At 70.9% G+C, this 22,319-nt stretch carries 18 protein-coding genes; 12 read left to right on the top strand and 6 right to left on the bottom strand.

The window, feature by feature from the left end; genetic code table 11:
- The first annotated feature begins 29 nt into the window (after positions 1-29).
- The 9 genes from HF995_RS04265 (at position 30) to HF995_RS04225 (ending at position 9,621) form a co-directional block, all read left to right on the top strand.
- Positions 30-2,966, top strand: coding sequence for a DNA polymerase III subunit gamma and tau (locus tag HF995_RS04265; RefSeq protein ID WP_168446525.1), 2,937 nt, complete (start codon positions 30-32; stop codon positions 2,964-2,966).
- Between the two features lie 35 nt (positions 2,967-3,001).
- The gene (recR, locus tag HF995_RS04260) at positions 3,002-3,601 is read left to right on the top strand and encodes a recombination mediator RecR (RefSeq protein WP_168446524.1); all 600 of its coding nucleotides are present in this window, start codon (positions 3,002-3,004) and stop codon (positions 3,599-3,601) included.
- Positions 3,594-4,208 (top strand): DUF5063 domain-containing protein, encoded by a 615-nt coding sequence (locus HF995_RS04255; RefSeq protein WP_168446523.1) that lies wholly within the window; start codon positions 3,594-3,596, stop codon positions 4,206-4,208. The genes recR and HF995_RS04255 overlap by 8 nt, the downstream gene beginning before the upstream one ends.
- A gap of 15 nt (positions 4,209-4,223) precedes the next feature.
- Positions 4,224-4,997 carry a sulfite exporter TauE/SafE family protein gene (locus HF995_RS04250; RefSeq protein WP_168446522.1) on the top strand — a complete coding sequence of 258 codons (774 nt, stop codon included), beginning with the start codon at positions 4,224-4,226 and terminating at the stop codon, positions 4,995-4,997.
- A 116-nt stretch (positions 4,998-5,113) separates the two neighbouring features.
- The gene (locus HF995_RS04245; RefSeq protein ID WP_168446521.1) at positions 5,114-5,299 is read left to right on the top strand and encodes an antitoxin; all 186 of its coding nucleotides are present in this window, start codon (positions 5,114-5,116) and stop codon (positions 5,297-5,299) included.
- Positions 5,300-5,479: 180 nt separating this feature from the next.
- Positions 5,480-6,763 carry an aspartate kinase gene (locus HF995_RS04240; protein ID WP_168446520.1) on the top strand — a complete coding sequence of 428 codons (1,284 nt, stop codon included), beginning with the start codon at positions 5,480-5,482 and terminating at the stop codon, positions 6,761-6,763.
- Between the two features lie 2 nt (positions 6,764-6,765).
- Entirely contained in the window at positions 6,766-7,842 is a 1,077-nt protein-coding gene (locus HF995_RS04235; RefSeq protein ID WP_168446519.1) for an aspartate-semialdehyde dehydrogenase, read from the top strand.
- Between the two features lie 181 nt (positions 7,843-8,023).
- On the top strand, positions 8,024-8,644 hold the full coding sequence (locus tag HF995_RS04230; protein WP_168446518.1) for a hypothetical protein: 621 nt from the start codon (positions 8,024-8,026) through the stop codon (positions 8,642-8,644).
- Positions 8,641-9,621, top strand: a complete 981-nt coding sequence (locus HF995_RS04225; protein ID WP_168446517.1) for a hypothetical protein — start codon at positions 8,641-8,643, stop codon at positions 9,619-9,621. Before HF995_RS04230 ends, HF995_RS04225 begins: the two co-directional genes overlap by 4 nt.
- Before the next feature lie 80 nt (positions 9,622-9,701).
- Here HF995_RS04225 and HF995_RS04220 read toward each other — a convergent pair whose 3' ends face one another.
- The 4 genes from HF995_RS04220 to nrdD form a co-directional block, all read right to left on the bottom strand.
- The gene (locus HF995_RS04220; RefSeq protein ID WP_168446516.1) at positions 9,702-10,697 is read right to left on the bottom strand and encodes an LLM class flavin-dependent oxidoreductase; all 996 of its coding nucleotides are present in this window, start codon (positions 10,695-10,697) and stop codon (positions 9,702-9,704) included.
- A gap of 60 nt (positions 10,698-10,757) precedes the next feature.
- Complete coding sequence (locus HF995_RS04215; RefSeq protein ID WP_168446515.1) at positions 10,758-11,345, bottom strand: DinB family protein; 588 nt, start codon at positions 11,343-11,345, stop codon at positions 10,758-10,760.
- A gap of 166 nt (positions 11,346-11,511) precedes the next feature.
- Positions 11,512-12,126 carry an anaerobic ribonucleoside-triphosphate reductase activating protein gene (nrdG, locus tag HF995_RS04210; protein WP_168446514.1) on the bottom strand — a complete coding sequence of 205 codons (615 nt, stop codon included), beginning with the start codon at positions 12,124-12,126 and terminating at the stop codon, positions 11,512-11,514.
- On the bottom strand, positions 12,116-14,353 hold the full coding sequence (gene nrdD / locus HF995_RS04205) for an anaerobic ribonucleoside-triphosphate reductase (RefSeq protein WP_168446513.1): 2,238 nt from the start codon (positions 14,351-14,353) through the stop codon (positions 12,116-12,118). The genes nrdG and nrdD overlap by 11 nt, the downstream gene beginning before the upstream one ends.
- A 431-nt stretch (positions 14,354-14,784) precedes the next feature.
- On the opposite strand from nrdD, the gene HF995_RS04200 reads away from it, so the two are divergent.
- Both HF995_RS04200 and HF995_RS04195 read left to right on the top strand, forming a co-directional pair.
- Positions 14,785-15,861 carry a 3-deoxy-7-phosphoheptulonate synthase gene (locus HF995_RS04200; protein ID WP_168446512.1) on the top strand — a complete coding sequence of 359 codons (1,077 nt, stop codon included), beginning with the start codon at positions 14,785-14,787 and terminating at the stop codon, positions 15,859-15,861.
- A 157-nt stretch (positions 15,862-16,018) separates the two neighbouring features.
- On the top strand, positions 16,019-17,770 hold the full coding sequence (locus HF995_RS04195) for a carboxypeptidase regulatory-like domain-containing protein (RefSeq protein WP_168446511.1): 1,752 nt from the start codon (positions 16,019-16,021) through the stop codon (positions 17,768-17,770).
- Between the two features lie 170 nt (positions 17,771-17,940).
- On the opposite strand, the gene HF995_RS04190 is transcribed toward HF995_RS04195, so the two are convergent.
- On the bottom strand, positions 17,941-19,590 hold the full coding sequence (locus HF995_RS04190; RefSeq protein WP_168446510.1) for a SulP family inorganic anion transporter: 1,650 nt from the start codon (positions 19,588-19,590) through the stop codon (positions 17,941-17,943).
- Positions 19,591-19,718: 128 nt separating this feature from the next.
- Positions 19,719-20,381 (bottom strand): TetR/AcrR family transcriptional regulator, encoded by a 663-nt coding sequence (locus HF995_RS04185; RefSeq protein ID WP_168446509.1) that lies wholly within the window; start codon positions 20,379-20,381, stop codon positions 19,719-19,721.
- Positions 20,382-20,576: 195 nt separating this feature from the next.
- Here HF995_RS04185 and HF995_RS04180 point away from each other — a divergent pair, with 195 nt between their 5' ends.
- The gene (locus HF995_RS04180) at positions 20,577-22,274 is read left to right on the top strand and encodes an ABC transporter substrate-binding protein (protein WP_168446508.1); all 1,698 of its coding nucleotides are present in this window, start codon (positions 20,577-20,579) and stop codon (positions 22,272-22,274) included.
- The last annotated feature ends 45 nt before the right edge of the window (positions 22,275-22,319 follow it).

Raw genomic sequence — 22,319 nt, 5'->3', positions numbered from 1 at the left:
GTGTCAGCGGGACCGTCTAGGGTTGCTCCGTGAGCACAGCCCTGTACCGCCGATACCGCCCGGACTCCTTTGCCGACGTCATCGGGCAGGAGCACGTCACGGGCCCGCTCATGCAGGCGCTGCGCTCGAACCGTGTCAACCACGCGTACCTGTTCTCGGGCCCGCGCGGCTGCGGGAAGACGACGTCGGCGCGCATCCTCGCGCGCATCCTCAACTGCCACGAGAACACGGAGCAGACGCCGCGGGACACCCCGTGCGGGACATGCCCGTCGTGCCTCGACCTCGCGACGGGAGGGGCGGGCAGCCTCGACGTCGTCGAGATCGACGCGGCGAGCCACGGTGGTGTCGACGACGCGCGCGAGCTGCGGGAGCGCGCGACGTTCTCGCCGTCGCGCGACCGGTTCAAGATCTTCATCCTCGACGAGGCGCACATGGTCACGCCGCAGGGCTTCAACGCCCTGCTGAAGATCGTCGAGGAGCCGCCGGAGTACCTGAAGTTCATCTTCGCGACGACCGAGCCGGACAAGGTCATCGGCACGATCCGCTCGCGCACGCACCACTACCCGTTCCGGTTGATCCCGCCGGACGTGCTCGCTCCCTACGTCGAGACGTTGTGCCAGCAGGAGGGCGTCCAGGTGGGCGGCGGCGTCATGCCGCTCGTCGTGCGCGCGGGTGGCGGCTCGGCTCGAGACACGCTGTCCGTCATGGACCAGCTCATCGCGGGGTCGAACGGCGGCACGGTCGACTACGAGCTCGCGGTCGCGCTGCTCGGCTACACGCACGCGACGCTGCTCGACGACGTCGTGGACGGCCTCGCGGCGCGCGACGGCGCGAGCATCTTCCGTGTCATCGACCGGGTGATCGACTCGGGCCACGAGCCGCGGCGGTTCGTCGAGGACCTGCTCGAGCGTCTGCGCGACCTCATCGTCATCTCCGTGAGCGGGGAGAGCGCCGAGTCGGTGCTGCGCGGACTGCCCGCGGACCAGATGGAGCGCATGCGTCTGCAGGCGACGAACCTCGGCATCTCTGAGCTGTCGCGGGCGGCCGACCTGGCGAACGCTGCGCTCACCGAGATGAGCGGCGCGACCTCGCCGCGTCTGCACCTCGAGCTGTTGTGCGCGCGTCTTCTGCTGCCTGCGGCCGACGACGCGATGGTCGGCGTGGCCGCGCGCCTCGACCGGCTCGAGCGCGGTCTGGGCGGTGCGCCCGTGGCGCGGCCCGCCGACGTGCAGGAGCTGGCCGCATCAGGTCCCGCCGCCCCCGTCGCGGCGCCCCAGCCGAGCGCAGCACCCGCCGCGCCAGGTCGCGGCGCGGCCGCCGCCCGTCAGGCTCTCGCGGCCGCGACCGGCCGTGGCCCGGCAGCTACCGGGCGATCGGCTGACGAGCCTGCCGCCGAGGGCCTGGTTGCCGCGGCGCCCGTCTCGCTGGCCCCGACGGACGACGTGGCTGCGGACGCGGGTGCCCCGGCACCTGCCGTGCGTCCGGCGCCGGTCGGCGAGGACCTCCCGCCGTGGGACCTCGAGCCTCCGCACGACGACGAGCGACCGGCGCACAGTCAGGACGAGGTGCGCCCCGACCCGCAGGTCGCGCAACCCGTCGCTCCCGAGGCGGCCGTCGAGCCCGCGCCGCCCTGGGACGTCCCGGCCCCTCGCGCCGAGGAGCTCACGCCGAGCGTCGATGCAACCGCGCCTGAGCCAGCGCCCGCTGTCGCGCAGGAGCCCGCGCCGGCCCCCGCGCCTGTGTCCACGCCCGCGGTCGAACCGGCCACCGCGACCGCGGTCGAGCCGACCACCGCGTCCACCGTTGAGTCGACCGCCGTCGAGCCAGCCTCCGCGCCCGCCCCGGCTGCGGACGCCGCCGCATCGCAAGACTCGGAGATGCTGCGCCGTCGCTGGCCCGAGGTTCTCGAGACCTTGTCCAACCTCAAGCGCGCGACGTGGGTGCTCGTGAAGGACAACGCCCAGGTCGCCGAGCTCACCTCGACGACGCTGCGGCTCACGTTCGGCTCGGCCGGCCTCGCGACGACGTTCCGCAACGGTCCGCACGCGCAGCTCGTTCAGCAGGCCGTCCACGAGACGCTCGGCTTCGAGGTCAAGGTCGAGGGCGGCATCGACGAGGCCCGCCCGTCGGCGCGCGAGTCCGCGAGCGCCCCGCCCGAGGAGCCCGACCCGGGGCGCGGCCACCCGGCCGACCCGTTCGCACCTGAGACCGACTCCTTTGCCACCGAGAACGACCCGTTCGCGAGCGCGACCGGAACGTCCGCCGCCGCGCACGAGGCCGAACCGCACCGTGCCGGGCCGTCAGCCGCAACGGTCGTCGACTCGACCATCTCCGTCGTCGCACCGGTCGCCGAACCGGCTGCCGCAGCCGTGCCCGCGCCGGCCCCCGAACCCGCCCCCGCAGCCGCGCCGGCCGCTGCGGTGGCCGCGGCCGCCTCCGCACCGGCACGGTCGCCCGAGCCCGAGGGACCGGTGACCGACTGGGAGGTCGTCCCGGTCGGCACGTACGTCCCCGATCCGGCACCCACGTCGACGGCCTCCCACGCGTCCGCGCCTGCCGCCCCGCACGCACCGGCCGTCACGCTGGCGCCCGTCACGCCTGCGCCCGCCGCGCCGTCGGCAGACGCGCAGAGCCCGGCCGCGATGCCGCGTTCGGCGACGGTCCCGTCACCCGACCTCGCCCCTGTCCCGACGGGCGACCTGCCCGGCCAGCACCTCACCGGCGCTCAGGCCGCCAAGGCTGCGCTCGCCGCGCGGCAGGCCGGCGCGAGCACGCGCCCGTCGTCGCCCGCCGCCCCGGTGGACGACGCGATCCCCGACGCCGAGGTCCCCCCGGACTACGACGAGGAGCCCCCGTACGCGGAGGACTCCGTCGACTTCTCCGAGACCACCCTCATGGGAGTCCCGCTCGTGGCGCAGCTCCTCGGCGCCAAGGTCATCACCGAGATCGTCGAGGGCCAGGCGTGACGCCCAGGTTCCCGGCGAGGAACTAGGCTGAACGCGTGTACGAAGGCGCAGTCCAAGACCTGATCGACGAGCTCGGCCGTCTCCCCGGCGTCGGGCCCAAGAGCGCGCAGCGCATCGCGTTCCACCTGCTCGCAGCCGACACGGAAGACGTCCGGCGGCTCGCCGACGCCCTGATCGAGGTGAAGAACAAGGTCCGCTTCTGCGAGGTGTGCGGCAACGTCGCCGAGGAGGAGCGCTGCCAGGTGTGCCGCGACCCGCGCCGCAGCACGACCGTCATCTGCGTCGTCGAAGAGCCCAAGGACGTCGTCGCGATCGAGCGCACCCGCGAGTTCCGCGGGACGTACCACGTGCTCGGCGGCGCCATCAACCCGATCGACAACGTCGGGCCCGACAACCTGCGCATCAAGGAGCTCATGACGCGCCTCGCCGACGGCACCGTCGCCGAGGTCATCCTCGCCATGGACCCGAACGTCGAGGGTGAGGCCACCGCCACCTACCTCTCGCGCCTGCTCGTCCCCATGGGGCTCCGCGTCACGCGACTCGCCTCCGGCCTGCCGGTCGGGGGAGACTTGGAGTACGCCGACGAGGTCACCCTCGGCCGGGCGTTCGAAGGACGGAGAGTCGTTCATGGCTGAGCACGCGGTCGCACCCGCGCCCACCCCGGCGAGCCTCGCGGAGGTCGCCGAGTCCTTCGCCGTCCAGGCCACCCGCTTCCTCGAGACGAGCACCCAGGTCGCCTCAGGCGCCGCACCCGAGGCCGCGATCCCGCTGCTGCTCCTCGCGACGACCGACATCCTCGCCGCCGGCGCACGGCTCGGCGCGATGGTCGACGTCGTCCCCGACGAGCGCTTCGAACCCGACTCCGGACCAGACACGGACGTCGAGCCGCTGCGCGTCGCGCTCGCCCGCGTCCTCGACGGGCTCGACGCCTACCCCGAGGTCGTCGACCCCGTGCTCGGCGGCGAGACCGGCGACGCGAGCCTCTCCGACGACGTCGCAGCGATCGCCGCGGCCCTCATGCAGGGCCTCGCGCACCACGAGGCCGGGCACGTCGTCGAGGCGCTCTGGTGGTGGCAGTTCTCCGCGCTCTCGAGCTGGGCCGAGCGCGCCGCCTCGGCTGCGCGCGTGCTGCAGATGATCCTCGCGCACCTGCGCCTCGACGTGGACGACGACGTCGCAGCGGAGGCGGAGTACGAGGCTCTCCAGGGCGGGGCAGACGCCCCGGCCGACGCCGCGCGCTGACCCGCGCACCGACGCATGGACATCCCCGGCACCACGATCCTGCTGCTGGTCGTGGCCGGCTTCGCAGCGGGCTGGATCGACGCCGTGGTCGGCGGTGGCGGGCTCGTCCAGCTTCCCGCGCTCCTGCTCGTCCCCGGGATCAGCCCCGTGCAGGCGCTCGCCACGAACAAGCTCGCCGGGATCATGGGCACCTCGGTCTCGGCGATCACGTACTACCGGCGCGTCGGACCCGACCTGCGCACCGCGCTGCCGATGGCCCTCGCAGCCCTCGCTGGCGCCGTCGGCGGAGCAGCGCTCGCCTCGCGCATCCCCGCCGGGCTGTTCACGCCGATCATCCTCGTCGTCCTGGTCGCCGTCGCCGCGTACACGCTGCTCAAGCCGCAGCTCGGCAGGACGTCCAGCCTCCGCTGGGAGGGCACGGCCACCCACCGCTGGACCGCCGCGGGGCTCGGGCTCGTCATCGGTGCGTACGACGGCCTGCTCGGCCCCGGCACGGGGACGTTCCTCGTCATCGGCCTCGTGAGCGTGCTCGGCTACGCGTTCCTCCCGGCGTCAGCCCTCGCGAAGATCGTCAACTTCGCGACCAACGCGGGCGCCCTGATCTTCTTCGTGCCGTACGGCGCCGTGCTGTGGAGCCTCGGGCTGACCGTCGGCGTGGCCAACCTCGTCGGCGGGTACATCGGCGCGCGCATGGCCGTGTCGAAGGGGTCGACGTTCGTGCGTGTCGTGTTCGTGCTCGTCGTCGGCGCACTCATCGTCCGGCTCGGGTGGCAGGTCCTCGCTGCCTGACCGGCGCCGCCGCGTGCCGCGGGCGGGCACCCTGGCAAGGACGCGGGGCGCGGGTTAGCGTGAGCAACGGATGCGCGGACGGGCTGCGTCGGCGCGCTCGAGGAGAGGAAAAGCGCATGGGACTCGGTGACTTGGTCGGCAAGGCGAAGGACGCCCTCGAGCAGCATGGGGACAAGGTCTCCGACGGCCTCGAGAAGGCGGGCGACTTCGTCAAGAGCAAGACTCCCGACAAGGTCGACGGGCACGTCGACAAGGCCGTGGACTCCGCTCAGGACTACATCGCCAAGCAGCAGAAGAACTGATCCACGCACGCTGACCACGCGACGCCGCGGCACTCCGACGACGGAGGCCGCGGCGTCGTCGCGTCCGCATGACGAAGGGCCGTCGCGGCCCGCGCGGCGCCGTGGCTATGATCGCCACGACTCACACAACACCTGGTGGACGTTTAGATCGACGGGACCAGTGACAGAAGAGAGCAACGTATGGCACTCATCGTGCAGAAGTACGGCGGCTCGTCAGTCTCGGATGCGGAGAGCATCAAGAGGGTGGCGAAGCGGATCGCCGAGTCCAAGAGAGCCGGGAACGACGTGGTCGTCGTGGTCTCGGCCATGGGAGACACGACGGACGAGCTCCTCGACCTCGCCCAGCAGGTCACACCAGCCCCCCCGCAGCGTGAGCTCGACATCCTCCTGACGGCGGGCGAGCGCATCTCGATGTCGCTGCTCGCGATGGCGATCAACAACCTCGGCATCAAGGCGAAGTCGTTCACCGGCCAGCAGGCCGGCGTCATCACCGACGCCGTGCACGGCAAGGCGCACATCGTCGACGTCGTCCCGTCACGCGTCCGCGAGACGATCGAGAAAGGCGCAGTCGCGATCGTCGCCGGCTTCCAGGGCGTCACGCGCGACACGAACGACGTGACGACGCTGGGCCGCGGCGGTTCCGACACGACGGCCGTCGCGCTCGCGGCGGGCCTCGGTGCGGACGTGTGCGAGATCTACTCCGACGTCGACGGCGTGTTCACGGCCGACCCGCGGATCGTGCCTGCCGCCCGCAAGGTCGAGCGCCTCACCTACGAGGAGATGCTCGAGATGGCAGCGAGCGGTGCGAAGATCCTGCACCTGCGCTGCGTCGAGTACGGGCGTCGCTACGACGTCCCGATCCACGTGCGGTCCTCCTTCTCCGGAAAGGAGGGCACCCTCGTGACCAACCGACCCTTGAACGCCGAGAACGGCGAGGAGCTCCCGATGGAAGACCCGATCATCACCGGCGTGGCCCACGACCGGTCTGAGGCCAAGATCACCGTCGTCGGCGTGCCCGACGTCCCCGGTACCGCAGCGCGCATCTTCGAGGTCGTCGCGACCGCGGGCGCGAACATCGACATGATCGTCCAGAACGTGTCCGCCGCCCAGACCGGCCTGACCGACATCTCGTTCACGTTGCCGGAGGGCGACGTCCCCGGGACGCTCGCCGCGCTGACCGCCGCGCAGGAGGAGCTGAAGTTCGCCTCGCTGCAGTTCGACGACCAGGTCGGCAAGCTCTCGCTCGTCGGCGCGGGCATGAAGTCCAGCCCGGGCGTGTCCGCGAAGCTCTTCGGGGCGCTGCGCGACGCTGGCATCAACATCGAGATGATCTCCACCTCGGAGATCCGCATCTCCGTCGTCACCCGCGAGGACACCCTCGACGACGCGGTGCGCGCCGTGCACACGGCCTTCGGGCTCGACGGCGACGCCGAAGCGGTCGTCTACGCAGGAACGGGGCGCTGAAGATGGCTGAGAACCTCACTGTCGCCGTCGTCGGTGCGACCGGTCAGGTCGGCGCGGTCATGCGCCGCCTGCTCGACGAGCGCGGCTTCCCGGTCGGCACGATCCGCTACTTCGCGTCCGCGCGCTCTGCCGGCAAGGTGCTGCCCTGGAAGGGGCAGGACGTCGTCGTCGAGGACGTGGCGACCGCCGATCTCTCGGGGATCGACATCGCGATCTTTTCCGCGGGCGGCGGCACGTCCAAGGAGCACGCGCCGCGCTTCGCGGCGGCGGGCGCCGTCGTCATCGACAACTCGTCCGCGTGGCGGCTCGACCCGGACGTGCCGCTCGTCGTGTCGGAGGTGAACCCCGAGGTCGTCGTGGAGGCGCGCAAGGGGATCATCGCGAACCCGAACTGCACGACGATGGCCGCGATGCCGGTCCTCAAGCCGCTGGCTGACGAGGCTGGGCTCGAGCGCCTCATCGTGTCGACCTACCAGGCCGTGTCCGGCTCTGGCCTGGCCGGGGCGACCGAGCTCGCCGACCAGGTGCGTGCCGCGGTCGCGGGCGACGTGCCGCTCGAGGCGCTCGTCACCGACGGTTCAGCGGTGGCGCTGCCCGAGCCGGACAAGTACGTGCGCAACATCGCGTTCAACGTCGTGGCGGTCGCTGGCTCGATCGTCGACGACGGCTCGCTCGAGACCGACGAGGAGCAGAAGCTCCGCAACGAGTCCCGCAAGATCCTCGGCCTGCCCGAGCTTGCGGTCTCCGGGACGTGCGTGCGCGTCCCGGTGTTCTCGGGGCACTCGCTCGTCGTCAACGCCGAGTTCGGCCAGCCCCTGTCGCCCGAACGTGCCACGGAGCTGCTGTCCGGGGCGCCGGGCGTCGAGGTGACCGACGTGCCGAACCCGCTGCAGGCGGCAGGCGCCGACCCGTCCTTCGTGGGACGCATCCGCGTGGACCAGTCGGTCCCCGGCGGGCGTGGGCTCGCGCTGTTCATCAGCAACGACAACCTCCGCAAGGGTGCCGCGCTCAACGCGGTGCAGGTCGCTGAGGTCGTCGCGGAGCGTCTCGACGAGGTGCGCGCCGCGTTCGCGGGCTGACCTCGTCCGCTGGGCTTGACCGGTCGCCCGGACCTGCACGTGACGTGCGGGTCCGGGCGACCGGCCGTGAGGGGGCTTCCCGGGGCCCCCGCATGGTCTGTTGTCGGGAGGCGCATCTCCGCTACGATCTGCGAAAACACCAGGGGGCGCTCATGAGCACGACCGCAAGCAGGATCCGATGATGGCGATGCGCGACGCCTCGCCCGTCGCTCGCAGCGCATGGCTCACGTCGGTCATGGACACCGGGCCCAAGCCCGCTCCGTTGATCCCGTGGCGAAGGTTCGGCAAGGCCGGCATCGCCGTGCTCGCGGTCCTTGTGCTCGTGGGCGCGTGGCTGTTCCTGGCGCTGACGCCGTCGATCGAGCGTGGCGACCGCACGCATCTCTTCGACCTGGCTCAGGTGGACGCTGGCGACGGGCGGGTCCTCGCGGACCCGGCAGGCGGGACGACGACGTTCGCCGTCGAGATCCGCAACGCGTCGCTGACACCCGTGGTGCTCTCGGCGCCCGAGGCCGACGCGTCGTCGCAGCTCACCATCACCTTCCGTCCCGTCACGGACCCGGTGCAGGACCCGACCGCCGTGCCGGGCGACCGTTCCATCAAGGTCCAGCCCGACGGTGTCGTGGAAGCCGTCGTGACGATGGGCTTCGGGTGCGGCACGCATGCGGCGAGCACGGAGGTCGCGACGGGCGTCGTCGGCGTCCGGGTCTCGACGCTCGGACTGAGCACGAACGTGTCGGTGCCGCTCGAGGAGATCGTGGGGATCCGTACGACGGCCCCGTTGACCGTCCCCTGCCCGTGAGCGAGCCAGCCGACGGGCGCGCGGAAGCCGCCCGCCTCGACGGCGCGGCGATCCACGCACGGCTCGAGGAGGTCGCGCGGGCGTTCGAGGAGCGGGCTGCGCTGCTGCGCGCTCGTGACGTGGCCCGTCGTGAGCTCTCCCAGGCGGAGCAGCAGGTGTCCGAGACGCGCAGGATGCTCGATGCCGAGCGCGCTGACGTCGTGCGTCTCGAGGGCTTCTCGTTCGAGCGGCTCGCCGCGACCTTCCGCGGCACACGCGCCGACGACCTGATGCGCGAGCGCGCCGAGGAAGCTCGCGCGGAGGCGGCCCACGCGACTGCGGTCGCACGGGCGGGCGCGGCCCGCGCCGACGTCGAGAACCTGTCCGCGCGCATCGAGGAGCTCGGTGACCTCGAGACGTGGCGGCGTTCGGTGCTCACGGCGCGCGGCGAGTGGCTGCGTGCGAGCGGGCACCCGGACGGGGTCCGGCTCGAGACGCTCGCGACCGAGATGGGGGCCGCGCGGGAGGTGAGCCGCGAGCTCGACGAGGCACTGATCGCAGCGCGCAGAGCGCGTGACCGTTTCGACGAGGTGCTCCGGGTGCTCGACAGCGCCGAGTCCTGGGCGACGTTCGACCTGTTCGGCGGCGGCTTCGTCACCGACATGGTCAAGCACTCGAAGATCGACGAGGCGCAGGCTCTCATGCGTCAGGCCGACGACGCCGTGCGGCGCCTGCAGCGTGAGCTTGCCGACGTGGACCTCGTCGTCGGAGTCGACTCGGTCGGCGTGACCGAGGGGACCAAGCTGATGGACATGTTCTTCGACGACATCTTCTCGGCGATGTCCGTGCGTCGGTCGGTGCAGGACGCGCGAGCGCGCTGCAGGCGCGCTCGTGAAGCGGTCCAGCGGGTCGAGCGTCTGCTCGGTGAGCGTTCGGGCGTGGCCGCGGACGAGGTAGCCCGTCTGTCGGCCGAGCGCGAGGCGATCCTCGAGGTCTGAAGCGCTCCGGGGTCTGAAGCGCTCCCAGGTCTGGAGCGAGGCGCTCCCCGATGGGCTGACCGCGAGGAGCGCCGTCGCGGTCAGTGGTGGGCGGCAGCGAGGAGCTCGACGGACCTCAGGCGGGCGGCCACGTCGAGCGACGAGTGGGCGACGATCACCTCGTCGGCACTGGCACGCTCTGCGAAGGTCGAGATGTACTCGGAGACCTCCGCGCCGGTGCCGACACCCGTGTAGTGGGTCATGGACGCGACCTGCGCGCCGACGGGGGAGTCGAGCAGCATGTCGAGCTCGTCGTCGGTGAACGTGCGGTCGAGGGGGACCTGCCCGCTCTGCCGCAGGAGCATCAGCACGCGCGCCCGCTTGACCTGCATGAGCTGCTCGAGAGCGTCGTCGTGGTCGTCGGACGCGATCGCGTTGACGCCGGCGATGACGTACGGCTCGGCGAGCTGGTCGGACGGCTGGAACTCACGCCGGTAGGTCGCGACGGCGTCGTGCAGGGCTGCGGGCGCGAAGTGCGACGCGAACGCGTACGGCAGGCCGAGCGTCGCAGCGAGGTGTGCGCCGAACAGGGACGATCCGAGGATGTACAGCGGAACGTGCGAGCCGGCTCCTGGGGTGGCGGTGACGCCGGGGACGCGGGACCGTCCGGCGAGGTACGCCTGCAGCTCGACGACGTCCTGCGGGAAGCGGTCGGACGCGGCGGGGTCGCGGCGCAGGGCGCGGAAGGTGGAGTGGTCGCCGCCCGGGGCGCGTCCGAGGCCGAGGTCGATGCGTCCGGGGTGGAGGGCCTCGAGGGTGCCGAACTGCTCGGCGATGACGAGCGGGGAGTGGTTGGGCAGCATGATGCCGCCCGCGCCGAGGCGGATCGTCGACGTCTGCGAAGCGACGTGCGCGATGAGCACGGAGGTGGCGCTCGATGCGATGGACGGCATGTTGTGGTGCTCGGCGTACCAGACGCGCGCGTAGCCGCTCTTCTCGGCCTGCTGGGCGAGAGCGACCGACGCTGCGAAGCTGTCGGACGCGGTCTCGCCGGGGACGATCGGGGCAAGGTCGAGCATGGAGAGAGTGACGGGCATGGTCGGTACAACCGCGGTGGCGTCTCCGGTGTTCCGAGCGCTCGTGTGGTGAGCGGAGCCTCAGCCCGCGCCGATGACCGTCGCCCTGGCGGCTGCCTCGATCCGCGACCGGTGCGTCGCCCACTCCTCGGGCGTGCGTCGCGTCACCATCCCGTCGCCGGGGGCCATCCCCGCCGTCCCGTCGAGGGTCTCGCGGACGATGTCCGCGTGGCCCGCGTGACGGGCGGTCTCCGCGAGCATGTGCACGAGCACCTGCCCGAGGGTGACCTCGCGACGGTCGGGAGCCCACCAGGGAACGACGCCCGGGGCGTCGAGCGGCAGCGCCTCGATCGTCGCGTCGCTGTGCGCGGCGCACGCGTGGTGGAGCGCGACGACGTCGGCCACCGTCTGCCCCTCGGGCAGCCAGAAGTCCGCGTCGGGCTCGGCGTCGTCGTCGAACCACGGGAGCGGGGTCGGGAACGGGCGCTCGAAGACCTCGCCGAAGTACCCCACCTCGACGCTCGCGACGTGCTTGACGATCCCGGCAAGGTTCGTGCCGGTGGCCGTCATGGGGCGGCGCGCGTCGTGCTCGCTCAGCCCGTCAAGCTTCGACAGCAGGTCAGAGCGCCGGTTCCGCAGGTATCCGTGCAGGTGGTCCTTGAGGTCCATGCCCTCATCATCGTCACGCCGCAAGGGCCGCGCGACCGGTGATGGGAGCCGCGGTCCTGCGGACGGCGCAGCCCAACGTTGTGGGGAGTTGCTTGCAGCCGCCCGTCTGTGGGCAGCGAGTCCCGGCCGTCGGGGGGCTGAGTGCACCGGCGTCCCGGCACCGCGATCAGACAAGCGCCCGCCGGTCCACCTGCTCGAACGTCGCGGAGGCGTCCTGCACGCCGCTCCACGCGACGGCGCGGCCCGCAGCGAGCGAAGCCGGCACGTCGATGACGCGCTGGTTGCGCGACCCGCGGAACGCGAGCCGCAGGTCCTTCTGCGTGACGTCGAACCGCCCGTCGACGAGCACGTCCACCTCGGCGAGGAGCTCGGCCTTGTCGTCGTGCCCGGCCTCGGCCCACGCGAGCAGCTCCTCGAACGTGTAGCCGCTCCACGCCCACACGTCCTTCGCGCGGCCGTGCGTCGCACGCAGCCGCCGCACGACGGCGAGGCACACGCCCGTGTTGAGGAACGGCTCGCCGCCGAGCAGGGTCAGGCCCTGCACGGCCTCGTGCGCGAGGTCCGCGGCGATGCGGTCGCCGAGCGCGTCGTCGAACACCTGCCCGTACCGGAACGACCAGGCTGCTTCGTTGAAGCAGCCCTCGCACGCGAACGGGCAGCCGCTCACGTACAGCGAGCAGCGCACGCCCTCGCCGTCGACCATGACGAACGGCTTGTAGTCCGCGACACGCCCCTGGCTGAGGCGGTCGGACCTCCAGTCCGGGAGCGGCTCACGCGCCATCAGGAAGCGACCCCGTGCTGCCCGCCATGTGCTTGACGCGCGAGGAGATCTCGATGTGGCGGCCGCGGACCATGGGCCGCTGCTGCGGGTTGCCGAGGTAGCCGCAGGTGCGCTTGACGACGTCGCACGTGCGCGGGTCGTCGTTGCCGCACGCCGGGCACGCAAAGCCGCGCGCGGTGGGCGTGAAGTCGCCGTGGAAGTCGCACTCGAGGCAGTGGTCGATCGGCGTGTTCGTGCCGAGGTAGCCGACGCGGTCGTACGCGTAGTCCCAGACTGCCTCGAGGGCCTTGGGGTTCTGCTGCAGGACCGGGTACTCGCAGTAGTGGATGAACCCGCCCGACGTCAGGGGTGCGTAGACCTTCTCGAAGTCGAGCTTCTCGAACGGCGTCGGGTCCTTGCGGACGTCGTAGTGGAACGAGTTCGTGTAGTAGCCCTTGTCGGTGATGTTCTCGACGTCCCCGAACTTCTTCGCGTCGAGCCGCGCGAAGCGGTCCGTCAGGCTCTCGCTCGGCGTCGCGTAGACGGAGAACTGGTAACCGTGCTCCGCGGTCCACGCACGGGCGCGCTCCGACAAGGTCCGCAGGACACGGAGAGTGAACTCCTTCGCCTCTGGGTCGGACTCCCACTCGCCGCCGAAGAACGCGGCCGCGGCCTCGTAGAGGCCGATGTACCCGAGCGACACGGTCGCGCGGCCGCCGCGGAACAGCGAGTCGACGTCGTCGTCCGGGGCGAGGCGCTCGCCGAACGCACCGTGCCGGTACAGGATGGGCGCGTTCGCGGGCACCGCTTCCTTGCACCGTTCGACGCGGTAGAGGAGCGCGTCGTGGACGATCTCGAGGCGCTGCTCGAGCAGCGCCCAGAACCCCTCGATGTCGCCGCGCGTCTCGAGAGCGATGCGCGGGACGTTGAGCGTCACGACGCCGAGGTTCATGCGGCCCTCGACGACGTCGCGGCCCGCGGCGTCGCTCCAGCCCTGGAGGAAGGAGCGGCAACCCATCGGCACCTTGAACGAGCCCGTGATCTCGACGATCTTGTCGTAGCTGAGGATGTCGGGGTACATGCGCTTGGTCGCGCACTCGACCGCGAGCTGCTTGATGTCGTAGCTCGGGTCGCCCTGCTCGAGGTTGACCCCGCGGCGCAGCGTGAAGATGAGCTTCGGGAAGATCGCCGTGCGGCGCTCCTTGCCGAGGCCGAGGATGCGCACCTCGAGGATCGCGCGCTGGATCTCACGCTCGAACCACCCGGTCCCGAGGCCGAAGCCCACGGACGTGAACGGCGTCTGCCCGTTGGACGTGAACAGGGTGTTGATCTCGTACTCGAGGGACTGCATCGAGTCGTAGATGTCCTTGCGGGTCTTCTCCCGGGCGTACTCGTCGCGGCGCGACTCGTCCTCGATCCAGCGTTCGGCGTCGGCGAGGTGCTTTGCGAAGTTGCGTTCCGCGTACGGGGCGAGGAGCTCGTCGATGCGGTTGACCGAGCAGCCGCCGTACTGGCTCGAGGAGACGTTGGCGATGATCTGCGTGATCTGTGCCGTCGCCGTCTGGATGGAGCGCGGCGGGGACACCTGCGCGTTCCCGATGCGGAAGCCCTCGGAGAGCATCGCGTGGAAGTCGATGAGGCAGCAGTTCGTCATCGGCGCGTAGGGGTGGTAGTCGAGGTCGTGGTAGTGGATGTCGCCCTTGGTGTGCGCGTTGGCGACGTGGTCGGGCAGCATGCGCAGGCCGATGGCCTTGCCGACGGCGCCGGCCGTGAGGTCGCGCTGCGTGTTGAAGACGTCGGCGTCCTTGTTGGCGTTCTCGTGGACGACGGACGAGTCCTTGCCGATGAGCTGCCCGATCGAGTGGTTGACGTCGACGGACTGCGAGCGCGCGAGGTCGCGCTGCACGCGGTAGTCGATGTAGACCTTCGCGACGTCGTACTCGTGCGAGGAGAGCAGCGTGTGCTCGACGACGTTCTGGATCTCGTAGATCTGCACCTCGCCGGCGTAGCGGGTGCGGAGCTCGTCGAGCGTGCGCTCGACGAGGTCGGTGATCGTGAGGTCGTGCAGCGGGCTGACCTCGCCGTGGACCTCGAGGAACGCCTTGGTGATGGCGGCCCGGATGCGGGTCGAGTCGAACGGGAGGGTGCGTCCGTCGCGCTTGCGGACGCTGAGGGCGGGGCCGCTGGGGTCCTCGCGGTCGGGTGTGGGGGCCTCTGCTCGTTCTGTCCCGTCCGCGATGATGGTCATCTCTTGTCCGCCCCAGTCCCTGTCGCCACTACATCTTGTGCCTACGTTCGTGTAAGTAGACTAGATGTAGTGGTCTCCGCGGGGTGGGACTTTCGACCCACCATGCAGGCGACCTGCTTTTCCGCACACCCCGCGTCTCCCCGGGCGGCCACGCCTGACCAGCAGGCGGACGCACTACTCGGCAGGCAAGACGCCCTGTGCTAGCCTCCCCGTCATGAACAACCGTTGGTATTGGCGCTTTACGCTGGCTCCTGGTGGGGCCGAGCGGGCTGCTGCCTGACCAACATCCACCCGGAGCCAGCACAGGGCTGAGACGCGCGACGTCTCGGCCCTTCGTCGTTCAGACGGGCCGACTCCGCGTGCGGGACGGCCGCCGAGGCTCCGTCTGAGCAGGCCGTACCTGACCAGAACCAAGGAATCGGAGCTCGACCATGACCGCCACCGCGCCTCTCGCGGCACCCAGCACCAGCGACCTTCGCGTCCGCGAGCTCGCACCGCTGCCCACCCCCGCGGAGATGCTCGCCGACCTCCCGCTGACCGGCGCCAACGCCGACCTGGTGGCGCGCTCGCGCGACGAGGTCCGCGCCGTGCTGAGCGGCATCGACGACCGTCTGCTCGTCGTCGTCGGCCCCTGCTCCGTGCACGACGCCGACGCGGCGCTCGACTACGCGCGCCGCCTCGCAGCCCTCGTTCCTGAGCTGGCCGAGGACCTGTGCGTGGTCATGCGCGTCTACTTCGAGAAGCCGCGCACGACCGTCGGCTGGAAGGGCCTCATCAACGACCCCGGCCTCGACGGCAGCCACGACATCCAGCGCGGCCTGCGCCTCGCCCGGGAGGTCCTGCTCGGCGTGCTCGACGAGGGTGTCCCGGCGGCGTGCGAGTTCCTCGAGCCCACGAGCCCGCAGTTCATCGCCGACGCCGTCTCGTGGGGAGCGATCGGCGCCCGCAACGCCGAGTCGCAGGTGCACCGCCAGCTCGCGTCCGGCCTGTCCATGCCGGTCGGCTTCAAGAACGCGACCGACGGCGACGTCCAGATCGCCGTCGACGGCTGCATCACCGCCGCCGCCGAGCACACGTTCTTCGGCGTCGACTCCGCCGGCCGCGCTGCGGCCGTCGCGACGGCCGGCAACCCGGACTGCCACGTCATCCTCCGCGGCGGCCGCGGCGGCCCCAACTACGACGACGCGTCCGTCGCAGCCGCGCTCGACGTCGTGACCACGGCAGGCCTCGAGCCTCGCCTCATGATCGACGCGTCCCACGGCAACTCCGGGAAGTCCCACGTCCGTCAGGCGGAGGTCGTCCGCGAGATCGGCGCGTCGATCGCTGCAGGCAACGCTGGCATCGCGGGGATCATGATGGAGAGCTTCATCGTCGCCGGCGCGCAGAAGCCCGCGCCGAGCGGCCTGACCTACGGTCAGTCCGTCACCGACGCGTGCATCGACTGGGAGACGACCGCGACGCTCCTGCGCGAGCTCGCCGCCGACGTCCGCGCACGCCGCACCGCCTGAACTCCCCTTCCGCCGAGGTAGGCGCTCCCACGCGAGATCGGGCCCTGTAGTCCCCGATCTGGCGAGGGGCCGCCTACCTCGACGAACCGCCCTGGCGGCGCGTGCTCCCTGGGCGCTATGGCCGATTCGGGTGCGGTTCGCAGCGTAGGGGGCTCTCATGTTCAGACGTCTCATCGCCGCATTGCTCGCCGGGCTGCTCACACTTGCCGGGCTCGTGGCGGGAACCGCCCCCGCGTACTCTGCCGAGGCGACTGCCTCGATCGCCGTACAGGTGCGTACCCAGGACGACCAGGTGATCAGGCAGTCTCGCGTCGACCTCGAGAGCCTCGAAAGGGAAGATGCCGGCAGCGGCGATCTCCTCGTCGTGACTCCTGTCGGTAGCGGCGGGTGGACCCGATACACCGGCATCGCGCCCGGCTCGTACCGGCTGGTCATCCGCGACCTCCTCGGGACAGAAGCGGAGCGCACCGCGCTCGTCACTGTCGCCGCAGGCGAGTCGGTGAAGGTCACGATGCGGATCACCGCCGCCCAGACGATCTCGGGACGCGTCACGCTCGGCTCGAAGCCGGTGGCGGGTGTCGCCGTCACAGCCCGGAGCAGGTTCGGGAAGGGGTACCTGAACGGCGCGCGAACGAAGACCGACGCCGACGGACGGTACGCGCTCGTCGTCAGCCCCGGCACGTTTGTCCTCAGGATCGCCAAGGGTGTCGTCGGTCAGGAAGCGACCAAGACGACGTACTCCGGCGGTGTGACGTCCGAAGCGGCCGCGAAGAGCTTCGTCGTCGCCCCTGGCGGCCACGTGACCGAGAACGTCCCCGCCGTGCGGGTCGTGCCGCCAGCGAAGATCACGGGCCGCGTCGTCGACCGTGCCGGCCGCCCGCTCGGGAGGGTGGATGTCCACGGCCGCGCGATCATCGGCGACAACCAGGCACGGTGGCGGTCGGACGCGAACGGCCGGTTCACGCTCGGGGTCAAGGGGCTGGGCGCGTACGAGCTCTCCTTCCGCGGCCCCGACCAGGGGAACTACACGACCACGGTCAAGACCGCGAAGGTGCGGAAGGGCAAGACGCTCGACCTGGGAGACGTGACGATCGACCGCCCGGCAGGGTCTGGGACGTCGACCCTGTACATCGCGTTCTCAGGCCCCATGGGCCAGGACAGCTACACGACGCCGGTCTACCTGTTGGATTCTCGCGGCAACTTCCTCGAGGAGCAGCAGATCTGGGAAGACCCGGGGGCGGACGAGGCCGTCTTCCGATTCCTCGCCGCCGGCACCTACGAGGTCTACGTACCATCAACCCGTCAGTCTCTCGAGGTCGCGGTCGGTGCTGGCGAGACGGTCAACACGAAGCTCACGCTCACGATGCCCGCCAAGCGGGGTGACCTCAAGATCAAGATTGGCCGGCACCTCAAGGACAAGCACTTCCTCGACACGGAGCTGTGGAACTCGTCGAACGTCCGGATCGCGCGGGCGAACGGCCTGAAGTTCTACGACATGCGTGCAGGCACGTACACGCTCCGGCTCCGAGCCTCGGAGCGCGAGTACGTCAGGAAGGTCACCGTGCGCGCAGGCCGGACGACGACGGTCGTCATCAACCCTGCCGGCGGTCAGGTCGCGGGCCGGATCAAGGCGGGCGGGAAGGGCTACCCCGGCACGGTCATCCTCAAGGGCGTCGGCACGTCAGCGCGCTACGAGCGCAAGGCGAAGGACTCCGGGCGCTTCGTGCTGGGTGAGATCGCTCCGGGGCGCTACCGCGTCATCGTGCGCGACGCATCGCGCATGGGCGCCACCTTCACCGTCGGAGGGTTCCGCGACGCGTACTACCAGGGCAAGACGCTCAAGAAGTCGCGAGTCATCACGGTGAAGAAGGGCAAGACGACCCGCCTGGCGACGATCTCCTTCAGCTAGCCACGGCGTCGTCCGCGGGCGGCCCGCCCAGGCGCTGCCGGACCCGCCGCCCAGGCGCTGAGGTGGGTGTCTGCACGCGAGATCGGGCCCTACAACGCCCGATCTCGAATGGGAGGCCCTACCTCGGCGGAGTTCTTCGGGCGCCGTGGCAGCCGGGGCCCGCCCGCCGCCTACCTCGGCGACGTCTCGCGGGCGATGTGGTCGCGCGCGTGCGCGATCGCGGCGTCGAGGTCGTCAAAGAGGTGGTGCTCGCTCGCAAGCTCGTCGAGGACGCCCACGCGCGTGAGCACGGGACGGTGCTGCTCCTGGACACCCTTGACCAGAACTGTGACGCCCGTCCGCTCGAGCGTCCCCACGAGCTCGGCCAGCGCGTGCGCTCCCGTCGCGTCGACGAGCCTCAGGCCTGAGAGCCGCAGCACGACAACGCGCGCACCGTGGTCGCGCAGCACGGTCTCAGCGATGCGGTCGGCCGCGCCGAAGAACATAGATCCGTCGAGCCGGAACAGGGCGATGTGCTCGTCACCGTGGGTTGCGGGGCCGGGCAAGGGTTGACGGTGCACGACCGACGCGCGCGAGATCGCGCGCAGCGCGAGCAGCGCCGCAGCCGCCAGGCCAACGATGATCGCCTGCACCAGATCGACCGCGATCGTCACGATGGCGGTCACGACGAGCACGAGCGCGCTGCCCCGCGTCGAACGCAGCACCGTGCGCACCGCGCGGATGTCGACCATGCGGAACGCCGTCACGATGAGGACGCCCGAGAGCGCAGCGAGCGGGATGCGCCCGACGGGCGCGGTCGCCGCGTAGATGAGGACGAGGATGACGAGACCGTGAACGACGGCGGCGAGCCGCGTCTGCGCGCCGGCGCGCACGTTGACGGCTGTCCGTGCGATCGCACCGGTCGCCGGCATGCCGCCGAAGAGGCCAGCGGCGACGCTCGCAAGGCCCTGGCCGACGAGCTCCCGGTCTGGGTCGTAGCGGCGGGCGTCTTCGGGAAGCGTCTCGGACGGCATGGTCGCGGCCACGCGCGCCGACAGGAGCGACTCGATCGCCGCGAGCGCCGCGACTGCGAACGCGGGGCCGAGGAGCTCGCTGAGGAGCGCGGGCGTGACGTCCGGGATCGAGGGGGCGGGCAGCGCGTCGGGAAGCGCGCCGATGCGCGCGATCGGAGCGTCGAGAAGCTCTGCGGCAACCGTGACGAGGATGATCGCGATGAGCGAAGCGGGGAGCGCCGCCCACACGCGCGGCAGCACGAGCATGATCGCGACGACCGCAGCGACGGCTCCGAGCGTCCACGCGGCGGTCGATCCTGCGCGCGGGATGACGTCGATCGCGGTGAGCAGCGGGTTCTCCCCGGCCTTCGCCACAACGCCGACGGTGGCGGGCACTTGCTGCAGGAAGATGATCGTCGCGATGCCGAGAGTGAAACCCTCGACGACGGGCCACGGGATGAAGGTGACGACCCGGCCGAGGCGCGCAACGCCTGCCGCCAGGACGATGACGCCCGCCATGATGGCGACGAGCGGGACGGAGCCCGCGCCGTGGACGGCGACCAGCGGCGCAAGGACGACTGCCATGGCGCCCGTCGGGCCCGAGACCTGCACGCGGGAGCCGCCGAACACTGCGGCAACGACGCCGGCGACGACGGCCGTGACGAGACCGGCGGCCGGGCCCACACCCGAGCTCATGCCGAACGCGAGAGCGAGGGGGAGCGCGACGACCCCGACGGTGACGCCGGCGAGGACGTCGCTGCGGACACTCGTGAGGCGCGGCATGGCGAAGGGACGGGGGGCGCGCTTGGGCGCGGAGGTGGGCGTCATGGGGCGGGCGTCGTGCGGGACTCGGGACGCACGGCTGCACTCCTTCCAGCAAACCCTAAGGCGGGAGCACTGCAGATTCGTAGGACGTCTGTCACTACCGGCCGCGGGAGCCGCGGCGGCAGCAAGGATCAGCCCGCGTCGTTGCCCGTCGTGGTGGTCGACCCGGGCGTCGAACGCGGATCGAGCACCTGCGCGACGATCGCCTCGACGGCGAACTGGGTTGCCTCGCCGAGCTCGACGGCTGCTGGGTCGAGGAGCCACTGGATCTGGAGGCCGTCCATGACGGCGAGGATCGAGGCCGCGGCGCGGTCGACGGTCTCGGGCGCGGTCACGCCCTCGTCGGCGCACATCGTTCGGAATGCCTCGGCGACCTCCTTGCGCAGGTTGACGTAGCGCTCCTCGAAGAAGCGCCGGGCCGGGTGGCCGTCCGTGACGGCCTCGCTGGACAGGACGGTGAAGGCCTGGACGATTCCGGCGCGCCGTGCGTTGAGGAACGCCGTCTTGACGAGGTGACGGAAGAGCTCGGCGCCGCCAGGTATGTGCTGGGTGGGGAGATCCTCGACGTCTTCTTCGTCGCGGAACTTCAGGACCTCGAGGAGGAGAGCGCTCTTCGAGCCGAAGTAGTGGAGCACGCCGGCGTGCGTCATGCCGACCTGCTCGGCGATGTCGCTGAGCGGGCCCTTGTACCCCTTGGCTGCGAACGTCGAGATGGCCGCGCGGAGGATCTCTTCACGGCGCCGTGCCGTCTCGGGGCGGGGTTGGAGCGTCCTGCGAGCGGTCGGGGAGACCATGGTGAGAACTCATCTCGTCGTCGTGTAGCGGGTGGTGGGGCACGCGCCACGGGGTTGTTGCGGTCGGCGGCGTCCATTGTCGTTGCGGAACTGTGACACTGTCGACTTCCCATCTTACTTTCTCGACAGTAAGTTGGGGCCAGCCAACCTGGCGACGGCCCCGACGAAGGGGCTTGGCCCACTTCAGGAGCGACGATGAAGTCATCCATCAAAGCCGTGGCGGCCCTCGCCACGGCAGCAGTTCTACTCCTCACCGGCTGTGGTGGTGGGGACACCAGCAACACGGCTACCGGTGGCACAAGCACAGGCGGCACAGGCACCGGGGGCGCCGCCACCGGAGCGGCGCTGACCATCGCCAAGCCCGACGGCGCCATCACCACCGAGTCCCACAACCCCTACCTCGGCGACACCTCGGCCTCGATGTACGGCTACCGCCAGGTGATGTTCGAGACGATGGCGCTCGTCAACACGGCCGACAACACGGTCGTCACCCCGCGCCTCGCCTCGAAGGTCGAGTGGAACGCCGACTACACCGAGCTCACGGTCACCGCGCGCGAGGGCGTCACGTGGCAGGACGGCAAGCCGTTCACCATCGCGGACATCGTCGGCACGTTCGACATGTACCTCGACGGTCGCCTCACCGACTCCGCTGCGCTCAACTACCTCGGCGCCGACGTCGACGGTGACACCGCGACCCTGAAGTTCAAGGACTCGAAGTTCGTCAAGCGCGGCTCCGTCCTCCACGTCCCGATCGTTCCCAAGCACATCTGGGACAACATCGACGACCCGTCAACGACCCCGCTCACCGGCGAGGGCGAGGCCATCGGCACCGGCCCGTACATGCTCGACTCGTGGACCACGCAGGCGGTCACCCTCAAGGCGAACCCCGACTGGTGGGGCGGCGAGCTTGCCGTCCCCGAGCTCCACTACGTCTCCTACGGCGACAACGCGGCCCTGACGACCGCCCTCGCCACCGGTGAGGCCGACTGGGCCCAGGCCTTCCTCCCGCAGATCCAGGCGTCGTTCCTCGGCGTCGACGACGCGAACCGCCAGCTCATCACCCCCACGGCGGGTGCCGGCACGCTCTTCCTCAACATGACCCGCAAGCCGTTCAACAACCCGGCGCTCCGCCAGGCCCTGGCGTGGACGATCGACCGGTCCGCGTACGTCGAGATCGCCCGTGAGGGCGCGTCCGCCGTCGTCGACTCCGTCACGGGCCTCGGCCCGTCGCTCCAGAACGACGTCATCGACGAGTTCGCCGGGCAGGTCTACACGGTCGACGTCGAGAAGGCCAAGACGATCCTCACGGACGCCGGGTACACCGGCGTCGGCACGGCGCTCGTCGACCCCGACGGCGAGAAGGTGACCTTCTCCGTCTCCGTCCCTGCCGGCTGGTCCGACTGGAACACGGAGCAGGCGCTCCTCGCCGAGGAGCTCAAGCAGCTCGGCATCGAGGTCACCATCGAGCAGCCCGACTGGGGCGGCTGGGACGAGGCGCGTCAGACCGCCACGTTCGACGCGATCATCCACTGGCTCGACGGTGAGGGCGCCTGGGGCGTCTACGACTCGATCATGAGCACCCGGTGGATCGACAAGGACAAGAACACCGCCCAGTTCAACTTCGGCCGGTACGACAACCCGGCGGTCGACGAGGCGCTGGCGGCCTACGCCTCCGCCGACAGCGACGAGGCCCGGCTCGCGGCTCTGACGACGGTCCAGAAGGCGTTCGTCAAGGACGTCCCCGCGATCCCGCTCGGTGCGCACCCGCTCATCGGTCTCTTCAACGAGCGCAGCTACACGGGCTGGCCGACCGAGGACAACATGTACGCCTCGGCCGACCCGACCCAGGCCGAGATCACCATGGTCCTGCAGAACCTCAAGCCCGTCTCCTGACGGTCCACGACACGCAGCGGGTCGGCGTGGCCCCTCGGCCGCACC

It is taken from the genome of Sanguibacter hominis ATCC BAA-789, assembly GCF_012396185.1.
In the GTDB taxonomy this organism is placed as follows: Bacteria; Actinomycetota; Actinomycetes; order Actinomycetales; family Cellulomonadaceae; genus Flavimobilis; species Flavimobilis hominis.
The sequence above is the reverse complement of the archived record's forward strand: the minus strand, read 5'-3'. Positions and strand labels throughout refer to the sequence as shown.